Below are 15,511 nucleotides of genomic sequence, written 5' to 3'. Positions count from 1 at the left end.
AGCGCCATCTGGCTGCCGCGCGTGATCAGCAGCCGCGCCGGATCGGCCACCACGCCGCGATCCAGGGCGAGGTAGGAGGAAAGCGCGTGACGCAGAACCGAGGTGCCGCGGGCATCGCCATAATCCGCGCCGGTGCGAAAGGCCGGCGACAGCAAGGCGCGGCGGAAGGCGCGCGCCAATGCCTTGTCCGGCACGAGATTGGGATCGGGCGCGCCATCGCTGAAGGCAAGCGCCGGACGAACGGCCGAAGGTCGCGGGGGAACGGACACCGAAACCGGCTCCGCCATGCTGTCGGGAAGGTCCTCGGCGACAAATGTTCCCCGCGCCGGCTCGGCATACAGCCAGCCCTGCGTCGTGAGTTCCTGATAGGCGGCATCGACCGTGTTGCGGTGAACGCCGATCTCGCGCGCCAGTGCCCGCGTACCCGGCAGGCGCGCGCCCGGCTTCAGGCGGCCGCGCACGATATCGCGGGTGATCGCCCCGGCGATCGCCAGGAACAGCGGCCCGGGCGCGTCTTTTCCGATATCCAGGGCAAGCGGCTTGGGCGCCATCACAACCGGCCTATTCAAATTTCGAAAACTGGCTCTTTTATATAGGCCGATTTTTCGGGAGAGAAATGAAAAAACGCAAGAGGCCCGCATGTCGAAGTCAGCCCTCATCCTGCGCCATCTCACCTTCGAGGACCTTGGCAGCTTTGGCCCGGTGATCGAGGAAGACGGCTACCGGCTCATCCATGCCGAAGCTGGCATCGATGCCCTGCCGGATCCGCTCAACCCCGATCTCGTGGTGGTGCTCGGCGGTCCGATCGGGGTGAATGATGGCGATGCCTATCCGACCATGATGGCGGAGCGCGATTGGCTGGTCCCGCGCCTTGCCGCCCGCCGGCCGACACTCGGCATCTGCCTTGGCGCACAGCTCATGGCGGCGGCGCTCGGCGCAAGGGTTGCCGCGATGCCGCGGAAGGAAATCGGTTTTTCCACCCTGACGCTGACGGAGGCTGGCATCCACAGCCCGCTCCGCCATCTGAGCGATGTGTCCGTTCTCCACTGGCACGGCGAAGCCTTCGACATCCCGGATGGTGCGGATAATCTCGCCAGCACCGCGGCCTGCGCGACCCAGGCCTTCGCCATGGGACCAACCATTCTGGGGCTGCAATTCCATCCTGAGGCCGGCGAACTGCCCGCCTTCGAGCGCTGGCTCATCGGCCATAGCGTGGAACTTGCCGGGGCCGAGGTCGACCCGGCCGGCCTGCGCCGCGAGGCCGAAACCCATGGCCCGTCTCTGAAGCGCGCCGGCCAATCCATGTTGCGGGCATGGCTGCGGGGCTTGCCGGCATGAGCGCGGTTACCCTCCTGACCGGCCGCGCCCGGCCATTGCCGGGAAGCGAAGCGCTGAGCGGCATTTTCAAGACACCGGCGGACAGGCCGCTTCGTCTCGGCCCCGAGGGGATCGAAGGCGACGAACAGGCCGACCGTCGGGTTCATGGCGGCGTCGAAAAGGCGGTGCATCATTATCCGCTGGATCATTACCCGCTCTGGCGCGAAGAGCTCGGCGGCCTGCCGGCGCTGGGCGCACCCGGCGGGTTCGGCGAGAATATCTCGGCATCCGGCCTGACCGAGAATACCGTCGCCGTCGGCGACATCTTCCGGCTGGGCACGGCGCTGGTGCAGGTCTCCCAGGGGCGGCAGCCGTGCTGGAAGCTAAACCGTCGCTTTGATGTGTCCGACATGGCCCGCCGCGTGCAACAGACCGGCCGCACCGGCTGGTATTACCGTGTGCTGGAACAGGGCGTCGTCGCGACGGGGGACCGGCTCGCGCTCATAGACCGCGTTGCGCCGGAATGGACCTTGCACCGGCTCTGGCGCGCGCTCTATGTTGATCGGCTGGACCTTGACGAGCTCAAGGGCATGGCAGCGCTCGACGTTCTGGCCGAGGGCTGGCGGAAATACGCGGTCCGGCGGCTAGCAAGCGGCCGAGTGGAAGACTGGCGCAACAGACTGGACGGCATAGCATGAACCCACCGCCTTTCGTGATTTCGATCCAGAGCCAGGTTGTCTTCGGCCATGTCGGCAATTCCGCGGCCCTGTTCCCGATGCAGGCGGCGGGGCTGGAAGTGGCGGCGATCCCGACCGTGATCTTTTCGAATACGCCCGACTATCCGACGCTGCGCGGCCGGGCGCTTCCGCCGGAATTCTTCTCCGACCTGCTGCAGGGCGCGCGCGAACGCGGTCTGCCGGAACGGGCGGATTTCATCCTGACCGGCTATATCGGCTCTCTCGACGTGGCGCTGATGGTCGCCGATTTCGTGGCCGAGGCCAAGGCCGTCAATCCGCGCCTCATCTATGTCTGCGACCCGGTGATGGGCGATGCCGGCCCCGGCCTCTATGTGCCCGAAGCCATTGCCGACGTCATGCGCGACCGTCTGCTGCCGATGGCCGACATCGCGACGCCGAACCCGTTCGAACTGAGCTGGCTGACCGGTCGGGAAATCGCGACAATGACAGACCTTGAGCAAGCCAGGGCCTTTCTCCGTATCGCGCCCGGCGCCCATCTGATCGCGACGGGCTGTTTACTGGAAGATACGCCCGCCGGCCACATCGAAAGCGTTATTCTCGGCGCTGACGGCGCAAGCCGACACCCGGTGGAACACCTGCCGGTCGCGCTGCCGGGAACGGGCGATCTGTTCGCCGGGCTGATCGTTTCGGGGCTCGCACGCGGATTGCCGCTGCCGCAAAGCGTGGAGGCCGGCCAGCGCCTCACATCGCGTGCGCTGGCCCACGCCCGCAGCCTCGGCGCCGGGGAAGTGGTGCTCAGCGAACCGGGATTCCGAAGCGAACTTCTGAAACTCGGTCTTTGAATGGGGATGACTTCATCCGAACCGAGAAGGCGAGATGAGGAAGCTGCGCTTGGCTGTTGAGAAAAGCGCCGTCACGCCGATGACGGCGGATCCTCCCCAAGCGTGTGCGCCCGCCGCGCCGGAGGCCGCTCTTTATTATACGAACGTACAATAATAGCGAAATCATCTCCAGAAGAGGACGTGAGCTTCGCCATTCCATGGCGTGTACCTCAGCACCACGCTCGACCTTGAAGGCCTCTACGGCAATGCCATCAAGGCGGCCGGAGACGAGGTGGCGCGGCGCCGCTCAACCGAACGTTTGAAGAAGGGGCCGGCGTGACAAGCGCCGGCCCTTCTTTGTTCAGGCCGGGGTTGCGGCCTCGGCTCCTGCCTCACAAAGTCGGGACGCCAGCGCCGCGATGCGACGCACGGCCTCGGCCAACTCATCATCGGGCAGCGTCAGGCCAAGGCGGATCAGGTGTCCGGCTTCGGCGCCGAAGCTTTCGCCGGGCATCACCGCCACGGCTTCCTCTTCCAATAGCCGCCAGGCGAAGGCCTCGCCGCCAAGGCCGGTCTGTGAGACATCGACCATCATGAACATGCCGCCCTGCGGCGGGAAGGACGACAGCCCTTTCGCGGCCTCGAAGGCCGTCTGGCAGGCGCGCGCCCGGCGGGACAGCGCGTCGCGCAGGCGCGCGGCGGTGTCGTAGTCGTTGGTCAGCGCCGCTTCGGTCATGTCCGCGATGAAGGGCTGGTTGCCGAACAGCATCGTTTCCGAGATCGGCAGGACAAGGCGCATCGCCTCGACCGGGCCCACGGCCCAGCCGCTGCGGAAGCCCGTGGCGGCGTGACTTTTCGAGATCGACGAGACGATGATGGTGCGCTCGCGCAGCGCCGCAAATTCAAGCGGCGAGCAGAACTCGCCCGTAAAGATCAGGGATTCATAGACCTCGTCGCAGACGATCCAGAGATCATGCGCGATCGCGATATCGCCGATGGCCTTCATGGTATCGCGACCGATGACCGAGCCGCTGGGATTGTGCGGCGTGTTCAGCAGCAGAACGCGGCTTTGCGGCGTGATCGCGTCCCTGAGATCTCCGGGTTGCGGCACGAAACCGTGTTCCATCTTCAGCGGCACGGGTTGCACCCTGGCGCCGGTCGCCTCGACCACGCCGTCATAGGTGGCGTAATAGGGATCGCCGATCAGCACGCCGTCGCCGTCTTCGACCAGCGCCAGCATCACGGCGAAGAGCGCGGTCTGGGTGCCGGGAAAGCACAGGATATTCTCGGGGCCGATGCCGGGCAGGCGCGGGGCATAGGTGGCTTCCAGCGCGCTGACCAGCCCGGTTTCGCCGCGGCCGTTGGAATAACGGGTGCGGCCCTTACGCATCGATTGCGCACAGATTTCGACAAGGTCCGGATCGGTGGGAATGTCGGGCTCGCCGATGGTCAGCATGATGATCGCCGCGCCGCGCGCATTGCGGTCGCGGGCGGCGTTGTGAACGGCCCATTGATCGCCGCCCAGATCCCTGAGCCTGCGGGTGATTGACGCGTAGTGCATGTATTTTCCTTGTTGTCAGAGTGCGACGGCGCGCACCAGTGTCTGGTCGGGCAGGCGTAGAATGCCTTCGGCGGCGGCGAGCGCTATGCCCGGCAGGCGCGCGGGGTCGTAAAGCCCGTGCCCGAGAGAGCCTTCCAGCCAGAGGCCGTCGATCAGCCCGTTGAGCGCGATGGCATGGCTGTGGCAGGCCGCCGGATCTGCGGGCAGCCCATGCTGCACCAGAACCGGGTGGACCAGTTCCTCCAGCAGATCGAGGAACTCGCGGTAGCTTTCCCGGTGGATATCGGCGTAAAGCTGCCCGGAGCGGACGCGCCCGATGAAGGTCGCCCACAGCGAAACCTTGCGCGCGGAAAGGTTCGGTTGCCTGACATTGGCCGCGATGAAATGCGCCAGCGCCTGCGCCGGTCCTTCCGAGGCCGCATGGGCGGAAGCCGCCGCCGCCCCGGTCAGGTTGCCCATCAGGTAGGCATAGGCCTCATGGACCATTTCGTCCTTTGACGCATAATAGTGCCGGATCAGCCCCGGCGAAACGCCGGCGCGCTCCGCTATCCTGCGAACGCTGGCGCCGCCCATGCCGTCCTCCGCCAGGCAATCCAGCGTCGCCTCAAGCAATGCGCTGCGCCGGGCATCTACCCCCAGGCGCTGGTAGCCTCGTCGTGTCACCTCGATGTCCTCCTGCTGGCCTTCAATGCCTTTACAAAAGCCTTCCGGCTCTCGCGGCAGCAGCCAAGTCATTCTTCTATTCATTTTTGAGCCTGATCCGCCCCTGCAGAATACCGCCTCCAGAGGCCGCCAGCCGCTAATTTGTCGTCGTTACTATACATTCGTACAACATTGCGGCAAATAGCATTCCGCACCCACCAGAAAATAACCAAGGCCCGCCGATCGGCGGACGGGCCGGCCATGCCGAAATCCCTCCGCATGGCGATCGCCGCCCGAGTACCGGTTGGGGTGTAAGGCGACACATGATGTGTGCCAATTCGGCCACAGGTTGGGAAGATTCTCGCGCCCTCTTCCTTATTAGGATACTAGATTACCTTAACGTCATATATCTTTCCAATTGGGATGAGGAGCGTGAGACGCTCCGGTTTTGCGTGAGGAGGAGCAAGCGATGAACAAACCCAGCCGAATACATCTTCTAATGCTCAGCGCGGCAACGCTATTGTGCGCGGGAACGGCGTCAGCCGGCTCGTTCGCGTTGCGCGAGCAAAGCGCGGTCGGTCAGGGCCAGGCCTTTGCGGGCGCGGCGGCAGGACAGGCCGGCCTCGGCTCGATGTACTGGAACCCGGCAACGATGGCCGCCTTCGAAGGCTTCCAGGTCGAAGTCGATCTTTCAGGCATTTTCCCCTATTCCGACATAACCCCGACAAGCGGGACCGCGCCGGCGCTTCTGCTCTTGGGCGGCACCGGTTCGACCGGCGATATGGCGCTCGATGCGGCGCTGCCGGCCGGCTATGTGAGCTATCAGGTCAGTGACGATGTCTGGGTAGGCCTGGGCCTCAACACACCCTTCGGCCTCGAGACGAAGAACCCGTTCAACTATTCCGGACAGATCTACGCCCGCACCTCTGAAGTTCTCAGCTATGACATCAACCCGACCATTGCCTGGCAGGTCAATGACTGGCTGGCGATCGGCGGCGGCATCGAGGCGATGTATTTCAAGACCCGGCTGACGCAGGCGATGAGCCCGTTTCCGGGTGCGCCCTCGGCCGAACTTGAAGGCGATTCCTGGGGCGTCGGCTTCACGCTCGGCTTCACGCTGACGCCGATGGACGGCACGGTGATCGGCGTTGGCTATCGCTCCCAGATCAAGCAAAACCTCGAGGGCCATCTCGATCTCGGCGCCATGATGGGGCCGCTTCCGCCCGGTTCCTATCCGGTGAAGACCGACATTACCCTGCCGGATCAGATCACGGTCGGCCTCAGCCAGGCGCTTACCGATCAGCTGACCCTGAACGCGGGCTTCGAATGGACCAACTGGAGCGTTTTCAACGATTTCCCGGTCTACGGCACGTCCGGTTTCACCAATGGCATGCAGCTCACCGAACTGCCCTTCGAATATGATGACGGCTACTATGTCTCCGTCGGTCTCGAATATGCCATGAACGAGCGGTTCACGGTCCGCGGCGGCGTTGGTTACGAATGGTCGCCAATCTCGACCACCAACCGCGACCTGCGCCTGCCCGACAGCGATCGCGTCCACGCCTCGCTCGGCGGCACCTACAGCTGGAACGACAAGCTGTCGCTCGACTTCGCCTATGAGCACATCTTCACCACCGGCGACACCGACATCAAGATCGACGCCAACAATCCGCACTACGCGGGTCTCGCCTTCTTCGGCGATGTCGATGCCCACGTCGGTATCGTTTCGGCCAGCCTGCGCTATCGCTTCTGAGACTTACAGCAATTCCAGGTGAAGTGGATACCGGTTCACCGTCCGGAATTGCGTAAAAACAAAGAGATAGAGCCTTTCCGCGTTTCCGTGAAATGCGGAAAGGCTCTAGCACCGCTCCCGGCCAAAACCGGGAGCGGCAAGGCCTTTGGCGGTTCTTGAGGAGGAACCGCCACGTCGGTCGATGGTTCGGACACACGAAACGGGAGGAGTTTCATGATCAGAAGAGTTCTCGGCGCTGCACTCGCAGCAGGTCTGATGACGGCCTCGGTGGCCGCAGCCGCTTCGCCGGACGGCAAATGGCTGACCGAAAGCGGCAAGACCCAGGTTCAGATCGCGCCTTGCGGCAGCAATTACTGCGGCACCATTGTCTGGCAGCAAACGCCGTCGAACGACGTCAAGAACCCCGACGCCGCAAAGCGCAGCCGCCCGCTCGTCGGGACTGAGATGCTCTCAGGACTCTCGGCCGATGGCGACAATGCCTGGAAAGGCAAGCTCTACAATTTCGAGAACGGCAAGACCTATACCGGCAAGATGGAGCTGACAGACGCCAACACGCTGAAGCTTTCCGGCTGCATCATGGGCGGCGTGATCTGCAAGAGCCAGACCTGGCGCCGGACGAAGTAGCAGGACAAAAAAAGAAGCGACCGACCGCCGACAGGGAGGCCGGTCGCGCAAGATTGAGGCAGCGCACTGAATTGGCGCTGCCTTCAGTTTGTTACCAAACCGTCCCTAAACGCGGGGTCATCCTCGTGCTTGACACGAGGATCCAGGCAGCACGGCCAGTGTCTGCAATAAGACTTAGGAAAATCAATCGGTTGATCCGTCTGGATGCTCGGATCAAGTCCGAGCATGACTCCTGTGGGTGGGGTTGGCGTGCGTGACAATCCCAGAAGCTGTAGCTTTGTCAGCAGCCTGGAGGCAGCGCCTGGAACAGGCGCTGCCTTTCGTGTTTCAGGTGGACTTAGGAGGCCTCCTCCAGAAGACCCGCGAGTTTCAGCGCCACGCCCTGGGAGCCGCGAACCTTCAGTCGGCCCGTGGAAAAGGCCAGCATCGGGTTCAGCTTTCCCTTGATCAGCTTTTCAAGATTGTCCGAGGTGAGAATGAGCACGGTGTCGGCCTCGGCCTTGCCGCTCTCATCCTCTTCAATCTCGACATCGCCGTCCGTGGCATCGAGCAAAATCGACCCGGCATCCTTCATGTCGAAGCGGACCCGATACCCAAGCTCCTGGAGCGCATCGGACTTTGCTTCCATTGCCGCAATCAACGCGCTGATCTCAGCCATTGTCGTTCCTTTCCCTGTCGACGTTCCACCGCATCAAAACGCCATCTCGTCGAGCGCCATCATCGCGGACTTGCCGGAGCGGATCGCGGCGACGAGGCCGGCGGCCTGCGGCAGGATGCGGGTCATGTAGAACTGCGCCGTGACGAGCTTGGCCTTGTAGAATTCGGGATCGTCGCATTCGCCGTCGAGCGCGGCATGGGCGACCTTGGCCGTCCGCAGCCACATCACGCCGAGCGCGACTAGGCCGAAGAGACGCAGATATTCGGTCGCGGCGGCACCGGCCTCCTCCGGATCCCTCAGGCCCTTCTGCGCAATCTCGGCGGTGCAGAGCTGCAGCCCGCCAAAGGCCTTCGACAGCGGTTGGACCAGATCGGAAAGCCGGTCGTCATCGATCGCGGCATCGATTTCCGCGAGCGCCGGATGGAAGAACGAACGCAGATAGCGGCCCATATGCGCCGGCATCTTGCGGCCGACGAGATCGAGCGCCTGCACGCCGTTGGTGCCCTCGTAGATCATCGAGATGCGGCTGTCGCGGACATATTGCTCCATGCCGTGATCGCGGATGAAGCCATGGCCGCCATAGACCTGCATGCCGATCGAGGCAGTCTCGAAGCCAAGATCGGTGAACAGCGCCTTGACGATCGGGGTCATCAGCGCGGTGAAGTCTTCCGCTTCCTTGCGCGTTTCCGGATCGGGGTGATGCTTCATCATGTCGAGATTGCGCGCCACCCAGCCGCCAAGCGCGCGGCAACCCTCGACATTGGCGCGCATCGTCATCAGCATTCGGCGCACATCGGGGTGGACGATGATCGGGTCGGCGGGCTTGTCCGGGTGTTTGGCGCCGGCAAGCGAGCGACCCTGAAGCCGCTCCTTGGCATAGGCGACGGCGCCCTGATAGGCCGCTTCCGCCGCACCCAGCCCCTGGATGCCGACTGACAGCCGCTCGCTGTTCATCATCGTGAACATGGCGCGCATGCCCTTGTGCGGCTCGCCGACCAGCCAGCCGGTGGCCTCGTCGAACGACATCTGGCAGGTGGCAGAGGCCTTGATGCCCATCTTGTGCTCGATGCCCGAGCAGGTCACGCCGTTGCGCTGGCCCGGCGTGCCATCGGCGTTCGGCAGGAATTTCGGCACCAGGAACAGACTGATGCCCTTGACGCCCTTCGGCGCATCGGGAAGCCGCGCCAGCACCAGATGGATGATGTTTTCGGTGAGGTCATGCTCGCCGGCGGAGATGAATATCTTCGAGCCGGTGATCTTGTAGGAGCCGTCATCCTGCGGCTCCGCGCGGGTCCTCAGCAGGCCGAGATCGGTACCGCAATGGGCCTCCGTCAGGCACATCGTGCCTGACCACGTGCCCTCGACCATTTTCGGCAGATAGGTCTGCTTCAACTCCTCGCTGGCATGGTCGACGATCGCCTGATAGGCGCCGTGGGTGAGGCCCGGATAGAGGCCGAAGGAGAGATTGGCCGCGCAGCTCATCTCCTCCACCAGCTTGTTGATGGATTCCGGCAGGCCCTGCCCGCCCCATTCCGGAGCAGAGGCCATCGCCGTCCAGCCGCTTTCGGCAAACGCCTTGTAGGCCTCCTTGAAGCCCTTCGGCGTGCGCACGACGCCGTTTTCCAGCACGCAGCCCTCTTCGTCGCCGGTTGCGTTCAGCGGCAGCAGCACTTCGGTGCAGAACTTGCCGGATTCTTCCAGGATCGCGTCGGCCAGGTCCGGCGTGACCTCCTCAAGACCGGGAATCTCGGGATAATCGCCGATGCCGATCAGTTCCTGCAGAACGAAACGCATGTCCCTTATGGGCGCATTGTAGACTTGCATGGTTTTCGTCCTCTTTCCTAGTTTCTCAGGGGTTTGCCGGTTTCGATGACGCTCTCGAACCGGTCGAGGGTCTTCTTTGTCTTGACGAGACGCATGAAGCTTTCGTGTTCCAGTTCGAGAATCGTGTTCTCATCCACCGGGTCGATGATGTCGGTGTCGCCGCCGGTCAAGACGGTCGCAAGCTCGCGCGCCACCGTCAGGTCGTGCGGCGTGGCGATCCCGCGGCGAGCAAAGCCCTCGGCGGCCATTTCAAGGGCTATCTTGCCCGAGGGGCCGGGCAGCACGATTTCCTGCGGTTCCGGCGGCTGATAGCCGTCGACCATGGCAAGCGCCCGCGCCTTGGCATCGGCCAGAAGCCGGTAGCGGTTCATGGTCACGCCGTCATCCTTGCCGAGGAACAGGAGTTCCCGAGCCTCTTCGGCCGACTTGGCGACAGTCGCGGTCGACAGCATTTCGAAGACCTTGGCCGTTGCCGGCATCGGCCCCTTCGGGGCTGCCGGATTGTTCTGCCAGCGGGTCAGCATTTCCCGGCATCCGCCCCAGGCCGGCACCAGACCGACGCCGCATTCCACGAGGCCGATATAGGTTTCGGCATACGCCTGCACCGCATCGGAATGCAGCACGATCTCGCAGCCGCCGCCAAGCGCCATTCCGGAGGGCGCGGCAACCACGGGGAACGGCGCATATTTCATCTTGCGATAGGTAGCCTGACCATTGCTGACCAGCTTCTCGATCTCGCCCCAGGCGGCGATATTGGCGGCAAACAGCGCGAGGCCCAGATTGGCGCCGACCGAGAAATTGGTGCCCTCATTATAGATCACCAGCGCCTTGTAGTTCTTCTTCACAAGCCCGATGGTCTTGTCGAGCAGCGTCATGATCTGGTCGTCCATGGCGTTGGCCTTCGAGGTGAACTCGAAGCACACGACGCCGTCGCCGATATCCCAAGCCGATGCCGAACCATTCTTCAGAAGCGGCTTGCTGACGCGCTTGATATCCTCGAGCATCAGCACGCCCTCGGGACGTTCGATGTCGCGGTAGCTGCCATCCGGCTGGAGAGCCTGACGCTTGCCGTCCTCGATGCGGTAGAAGGTGCGCTCGCCCACCTTTTCCAGCACGTCGGGAACAGGAATATTTTCCTCACGCATCCGCGCAACCAGCCACGGCGCGCCGATCATGTCGACCAGTTCGAACGGTCCCCAGCGCCAGTTATAGCCAAGCCGCATGACCTCGTCGATCGCGGCGATATCGTCGGCGGCGTCGCCGACGAGGCTTGCCGCATAGGACAGCGTGTTGGCCATGACGCCGAAGGCATAGCGGCCGAGCGGTCCGTCGATTTCCATAACCTGACGCGGCTTGCGCGCCGCCTTCAGTTCAGCGCTCTCGACCTTTGCGGACACGCTGTAGCGGCCGCTCTCAAGATCGATCGCCTCCTTGATCTTCCGGCCGCCCTCGCGGTTCAGCCGGTAGAAGCCTCCCTTGCCCTTGCGGCCGGTATAGCCATCGGCGATCATCTTGTTGACCAGCGGCAGGTCGCGATTGGTCTCGTGGAACATGTCGCCGTCCGGCAACGCACTCTTCAGGCTTGCGCCGATATGCGGCATCAGGTCGAGGCCGACGAGATCGATCAGGCCGAAAATGCCGGTCTTGGGAATGCCGAAGGGCTTGCCCATCACCGCGTCGGCCTCTTCCACCGTCAGCCCCTGTTCCAGCGCCTTCAGCACGCCGAGCTGGATCCAGGTGACGCCAAGACGATTGGCGACGAAGCCGGGACGGTCGTTGCAGACGACGACGCTCTTGCCGAGCTTGCGGTCGGCAAAATCGGTCACGGCCGCGGCGAGCGCTTCGTTGGTATCAGGCCCCGTCACCAGTTCCATCAGCCGCATGTAGCGCGGCGGATTGAAGAAGTGGGTGATCATGAAATCACGGACGAACGCCTCCGGCATGCCTTCAACAAGGCGGGCAAGCGGAATGGTCGAGGTGTTCGACGAGATCGCCGTGCCCGGCTTGCGCACGGCGTCGATCCGCCGGTAGAGCGCCTGCTTGACATCAAGCTTTTCGACAACGACCTCGATGATCCAGTCGACGCCGGCCAACTTTTCGAGATCGTCCTCGATATTGCCGGTTTCAACCAGCTTCGCGGCCCGTTTCGACATGAACGGCGCGGGATCGGCCTTCTTCATCCTGGCGAGCGCGGTTTCCGCGATCACGTTGCGGTTTTCAGCACCCTCTGGAACAATGTCCAGCAGCAGCACCTTGTGACCGGCATTGGCGACCTGGGCGGCAATGCCTGACCCCATCACGCCGGAGCCAATGACGGCGACCGTGTTGATCTTGAATTCCGTATCAGACATCAGAGGCGCTCCAATATGGTTGCGATGCCCTGGCCGCCGCCGATGCACTGGGTGGCGAGCGCATACTTGCCGCCCTCACGCTGCAACAGCGAGGCCGCCTTGCCGACGATGCGCGCGCCGGTGGCGCCGAGCGGATGGCCAAGCGCGATCGCCCCGCCATCAAGGTTGATCCGGTCTTCGGCAAGGCCGAGATCGCGGATGCAGGCCAGCGACTGGCTGGCGAAGGCTTCGTTGAGCTCGATCACATCCATGGCGCCGGCATCGAGGCCGGCGCGTTCCAGCGCCTTGCGGCTGGCGCCGACCGGGCCGATGCCCATGATTTCCGGCGCGCAGCCGCTGATGCCGACGGAGGTCAGGCGGGCGAGCGGCGTCAGGCCGTTTTTCATCGCATACTCCTCCGAGCACACCAGCACGGCCGAAGCGCCATCCGTCAGCGGCGAGGAGGTGCCGGCGGTCACCGTGCCGTCGGCAGAGAAGGCCGGTTTCAGGCCGGCCAGCGCCTCGGCCGTGGTTTCGGGACGGATGCAGCCGTCTTCAGAAACCGTTCCGCCCTTCACGCTGATCGGCACGATCTCGTCCTTCAGCCGTCCTTCGGCGCGCGCCGCGGTGGCCTTTTCGTGGCTCTTCACGGCAAAGGCTTCCTGTTGCTCGCGCGAAATCTGCCATTTGGTCGCGATGTTTTCCGCCGTGTCGCCCATGCCGATATAGGCGCCGGGCACCTTGGCGTAGAGCGCGGGGTTCGGCATCGGGTTGAAGCCGGTCATCGGCACCCGGCTCATGCTTTCAACCCCGGCGCAGATGAAGACTTCGCCGGCGCCGAGCTGGATCTGGCCGGCGGCCATGTGGATCGACTGCATCGAGGAGCCGCAGAAGCGGTTGACCGTCACGCCGCCGACCGATTGCGGCAGATCCGCCATCAACACCACGAGACGGCCGAGGTTGAAGCCCTGCTCGGCTTCCGGAAAGGCGCAGCCGAGGATCAGGTCCTCGATATCCTCCACCTTGACGCCGGTCTTCTCGACCAGCCCGCGCACCACCTGGGCCGCCAGATCATCCGGACGGACACGGGCCAGTTCGCCCTTTGTGGCAAGTGAAAACGGCGAGCGCTGATAGCCCGCGATGACAACGTTGGTCATGGTTTACTCCCGGCAAACGTGATGTTTTGGATTGAAAATAGAAAGCGATGCGCATTGGCGCGAGGCGCTCGGCCTTCAGACCCAATGCGTTGGTCGCCGGTTCCGCCCAGGCGGGGAACCGGCAATGAACATATGGCAGTGATTGGGGGCAACAGGGACGCGGGCATCCCTTTGAACGTTGCGGAAGAGGCTGCGACGACAGGGGCGCCCGATCTCCCGGAGCGGGTCAGCTCGCGAGCTTGCCAGCCTTTTGTGACAGCCGTTCTTCGGTTTCGCGCACGACGGTTTTCAGTTCCGAGAGGGTGAGGTCGATCGCGACCTTCTGCTCTTCCAGAAGCTGGATGCGCTCGTGCACCGCCCGCAAAAGCGCCGTCAACTGCTCCTGTTGCGTATGGTCGGCCTTGTAAAGGTCCAGAAACTCCTTGATCTCCTCCAGCGAGAAGCCAAGCCGCTTGCCGCGCAGAATCAGGATCAGACGGGCGCGGTCGCGCTGCGTGTAGATGCGCGTCTTTCCGGCCCGGCCCGGGGTTATCAAACCCTTGGTCTCGTAGAACCGCAAGGCCCGTGGCGTGAGCCCGAGCTCTTCGGCCAACTGGGTCACGGTAAAAAACTGATCCGCCACGTAAAACCTTCTCTTTCTTAAGCGATTCACCATAGCGGCCCCCTGACCTACCCGTCAACATGACTGTCTGCCTCCCCGGCATTCACCTTTGCGCCATCATGAGAGGCACGACGCTCTTCCTCGATCAATTCCTTTTTCGAAAGCTTGCCGACCATGGTTCTCGGCAGCGTATCGCGAATTTCGATGTCGCGCGGCAATTCAATCTTGGAGAGACGCGGAACCAGGAATTCATGCAGCTCCTCGACCGTGACCTGCGCGTTCTTGCGCAGCGAAACGAAGGCCTTCGGCCGCTCGCCGCGATACGCGTCATGAACGCCGATGACGATCGCTTCGGCCACCGCATCGTGCTCGTAAAGCGCCTCTTCGATGACGCGGGGATAGACGTTGTAGCCCGAGCAAATGATCAGGTCCTTCAGCCGGTCGACGAGATAGAGATAGCCGTCCTCATCCAGATAGCCGACATCGCCGGTTCGAAGCGCGCCGTCGCGCAGCACATGCGCGGTTTCGTCCGGACGGTTCCAGTAACCGGACATGACCTGCGGACCGCGTACCCAGAGCTCGCCCTTGACGCCCGTCGGCAGCAGCACCGCCGGATTTTCGGAATCCCGGATTTCCAGTGTCGTCCCGGCCATCGGAAGACCGGCGGACCCCGGCCGCCCCGAACTGCCGTCCAGCGGATTGACGGAGACGACCGGCGAACACTCCGTCAGGCCGTAGCCTTCCGCAAGCCGGCACCCGGTCAGCTTTTCGAAGTCGACGCGCACTTCATTCGGCAGCGGCGCCCCGCCCGAGATGCACAGTTTGAGCGATTCGAGATGCACCTTGCGTGTCAGCGCAACACTGTTGATCGCGCCATAGATTGTGGGAACGGCCGGGAACAGCGTCGGTTTGCGCCGCTCCATCAGCGGGATCAGTTCATCGCGATTGAAACGCGGCACCAGCAGCATCGAGGCGCCGATCTGCACCGCATAGAGCATGCAGACGGTCATCGCGAAGACATGGAAGAAAGGCAGCACGCACATCACCATCTCTTCGCCCTCGACCAGCAGACCGCTCTGGTCGCCCTGCTGGACCAGTTGGCGCGCATTGGCCACCAGCGCGCCATGCGACAGCATGGCGCCTTTCGGCACTCCGGTCGTGCCGCCGGTATATTGCAGGACGGCAATATCGGACGGGGCGGTTTCGATTTTCGGAACAGGGGCGTTTGCGGCATCCCGCATCAGCGCGTCGAAACGCAGATGCTGCTGATCGTCGGGAATCCGCGCCAGATCGGAGCGCTTGAACAGGCGAAACAGCAGACCCTTCATCGATGGCAGGGCCTTTGCCATCGGGCAAATGATCACCTGTTTCAGACCCGTTTCGCCAACGACGGAGCCCAGATTTCCGTAAACCGCCGCAAGATCGAGCGTGATCATGAACTCGGTTCCGGAATCGCGAATCTGATCGCGAATCTCGCGGCTGGTATAGAGAGGATTGAAGTTGACGACGATGCCGCCCGCCTTCA

General features: G+C 63.3%; 14 protein-coding genes. 5 read left to right on the top strand and 9 right to left on the bottom strand.

The window, feature by feature from the left end:
* Positions 1-551 (bottom strand): GntR family transcriptional regulator (locus B4E36_RS12005; protein ID WP_345900389.1); only part of this gene is annotated, 551 nt, incomplete at its 3' end.
* Positions 552-639: 88 nt separating this feature from the next.
* Between B4E36_RS12005 and B4E36_RS12000 the strand changes: the two genes are divergently transcribed.
* The 3 genes from B4E36_RS12000 to pdxY are packed head-to-tail and all read left to right on the top strand — an operon-like array spanning position 640 to position 2,857.
* Complete coding sequence (locus tag B4E36_RS12000; protein WP_292055760.1) at positions 640-1,338, top strand: glutamine amidotransferase; 699 nt, start codon at positions 640-642, stop codon at positions 1,336-1,338.
* On the top strand, positions 1,335-2,015 hold the full coding sequence (locus tag B4E36_RS11995) for an MOSC domain-containing protein (protein WP_292055759.1): 681 nt from the start codon (positions 1,335-1,337) through the stop codon (positions 2,013-2,015). Before B4E36_RS12000 ends, B4E36_RS11995 begins: the two co-directional genes overlap by 4 nt.
* Entirely contained in the window at positions 2,012-2,857 is an 846-nt protein-coding gene (pdxY, locus tag B4E36_RS11990; RefSeq protein WP_292055758.1) for a pyridoxal kinase, read from the top strand. Before B4E36_RS11995 ends, pdxY begins: the two co-directional genes overlap by 4 nt.
* A gap of 340 nt (positions 2,858-3,197) precedes the next feature.
* On the opposite strand, the gene B4E36_RS11985 is transcribed toward pdxY, so the two are convergent.
* Entirely contained in the window at positions 3,198-4,397 is a 1,200-nt protein-coding gene (locus tag B4E36_RS11985) for a pyridoxal phosphate-dependent aminotransferase (RefSeq protein ID WP_345900388.1), read from the bottom strand.
* A gap of 15 nt (positions 4,398-4,412) precedes the next feature.
* Positions 4,413-5,132 carry a TetR/AcrR family transcriptional regulator gene (locus tag B4E36_RS11980; RefSeq protein ID WP_292055753.1) on the bottom strand — a complete coding sequence of 240 codons (720 nt, stop codon included), beginning with the start codon at positions 5,130-5,132 and terminating at the stop codon, positions 4,413-4,415.
* A gap of 376 nt (positions 5,133-5,508) precedes the next feature.
* Here B4E36_RS11980 and B4E36_RS11975 point away from each other — a divergent pair, with 376 nt between their 5' ends.
* Both B4E36_RS11975 and B4E36_RS11970 read left to right on the top strand, forming a co-directional pair.
* Positions 5,509-6,792, top strand: a complete 1,284-nt coding sequence (locus B4E36_RS11975; protein WP_345900387.1) for an OmpP1/FadL family transporter — start codon at positions 5,509-5,511, stop codon at positions 6,790-6,792.
* 213 nt (positions 6,793-7,005) lie between these two features.
* Positions 7,006-7,416, top strand: coding sequence for a DUF2147 domain-containing protein (locus B4E36_RS11970; protein WP_292055747.1), 411 nt, complete (start codon positions 7,006-7,008; stop codon positions 7,414-7,416).
* A 337-nt stretch (positions 7,417-7,753) separates the two neighbouring features.
* Here the strand turns inward: B4E36_RS11970 and B4E36_RS11965 are convergent, their stop codons facing one another.
* The 6 genes from B4E36_RS11965 to B4E36_RS11940 form a co-directional block, all read right to left on the bottom strand.
* Positions 7,754-8,074 carry an SCP2 sterol-binding domain-containing protein gene (locus B4E36_RS11965; protein WP_292055744.1) on the bottom strand — a complete coding sequence of 107 codons (321 nt, stop codon included), beginning with the start codon at positions 8,072-8,074 and terminating at the stop codon, positions 7,754-7,756.
* A gap of 33 nt (positions 8,075-8,107) precedes the next feature.
* On the bottom strand, positions 8,108-9,898 hold the full coding sequence (locus tag B4E36_RS11960; RefSeq protein ID WP_292055743.1) for an acyl-CoA dehydrogenase C-terminal domain-containing protein: 1,791 nt from the start codon (positions 9,896-9,898) through the stop codon (positions 8,108-8,110).
* Between the two features lie 17 nt (positions 9,899-9,915).
* Positions 9,916-12,249 (bottom strand): 3-hydroxyacyl-CoA dehydrogenase/enoyl-CoA hydratase family protein, encoded by a 2,334-nt coding sequence (locus tag B4E36_RS11955; protein WP_345900386.1) that lies wholly within the window; start codon positions 12,247-12,249, stop codon positions 9,916-9,918.
* The gene (locus B4E36_RS11950) at positions 12,249-13,385 is read right to left on the bottom strand and encodes a thiolase family protein (protein WP_292055739.1); all 1,137 of its coding nucleotides are present in this window, start codon (positions 13,383-13,385) and stop codon (positions 12,249-12,251) included. The genes B4E36_RS11955 and B4E36_RS11950 overlap by 1 nt, the downstream gene beginning before the upstream one ends.
* Before the next feature lie 226 nt (positions 13,386-13,611).
* Positions 13,612-14,007, bottom strand: a complete 396-nt coding sequence (locus B4E36_RS11945) for a MerR family transcriptional regulator (RefSeq protein ID WP_292055738.1) — start codon at positions 14,005-14,007, stop codon at positions 13,612-13,614.
* A 47-nt stretch (positions 14,008-14,054) separates the two neighbouring features.
* The coding region (locus B4E36_RS11940; protein ID WP_345900385.1) for an AMP-binding protein at positions 14,055-15,511 on the bottom strand (1,457 nt) is incomplete at its 5' end.

Origin of the sequence: Martelella sp. UBA3392, assembly GCF_002358775.1 — a bacterium.
In the GTDB taxonomy this organism is placed as follows: Bacteria; Pseudomonadota; Alphaproteobacteria; order Rhizobiales; family Rhizobiaceae; genus Martelella; species Martelella mediterranea.
The sequence above is the reverse complement of the archived record's forward strand: the minus strand, read 5'-3'. Positions and strand labels throughout refer to the sequence as shown.

Excerpts from the sequence above, each read along its gene's own strand:
- B4E36_RS11960 (WP_292055743.1), bottom strand. The coding sequence starts at position 9,898 with ATGCAAGTCTACAATGCGCCCATAAGGGACATGCGTTTCGTTCTGCAG.
- B4E36_RS11970 (WP_292055747.1), top strand. The coding sequence starts at position 7,006 with ATGATCAGAAGAGTTCTCGGCGCTGCACTCGCAGCAGGTCTGATGACG.
- B4E36_RS11985 (WP_345900388.1), bottom strand. The coding sequence starts at position 4,397 with ATGCACTACGCGTCAATCACCCGCAGGCTCAGGGATCTGGGCGGCGAT.
- B4E36_RS12000 (WP_292055760.1), top strand. The coding sequence starts at position 640 with ATGTCGAAGTCAGCCCTCATCCTGCGCCATCTCACCTTCGAGGACCTT.
- B4E36_RS11950 (WP_292055739.1), bottom strand. The coding sequence starts at position 13,385 with ATGACCAACGTTGTCATCGCGGGCTATCAGCGCTCGCCGTTTTCACTT.
- B4E36_RS11980 (WP_292055753.1), bottom strand. The coding sequence starts at position 5,132 with ATGACTTGGCTGCTGCCGCGAGAGCCGGAAGGCTTTTGTAAAGGCATT.
- B4E36_RS11975 (WP_345900387.1), top strand. The coding sequence starts at position 5,509 with ATGAACAAACCCAGCCGAATACATCTTCTAATGCTCAGCGCGGCAACG.
- B4E36_RS11995 (WP_292055759.1), top strand. The coding sequence starts at position 1,335 with ATGAGCGCGGTTACCCTCCTGACCGGCCGCGCCCGGCCATTGCCGGGA.
- B4E36_RS11955 (WP_345900386.1), bottom strand. The coding sequence starts at position 12,249 with ATGTCTGATACGGAATTCAAGATCAACACGGTCGCCGTCATTGGCTCC.
- pdxY (WP_292055758.1), top strand. The coding sequence starts at position 2,012 with ATGAACCCACCGCCTTTCGTGATTTCGATCCAGAGCCAGGTTGTCTTC.
- B4E36_RS11965 (WP_292055744.1), bottom strand. The coding sequence starts at position 8,074 with ATGGCTGAGATCAGCGCGTTGATTGCGGCAATGGAAGCAAAGTCCGAT.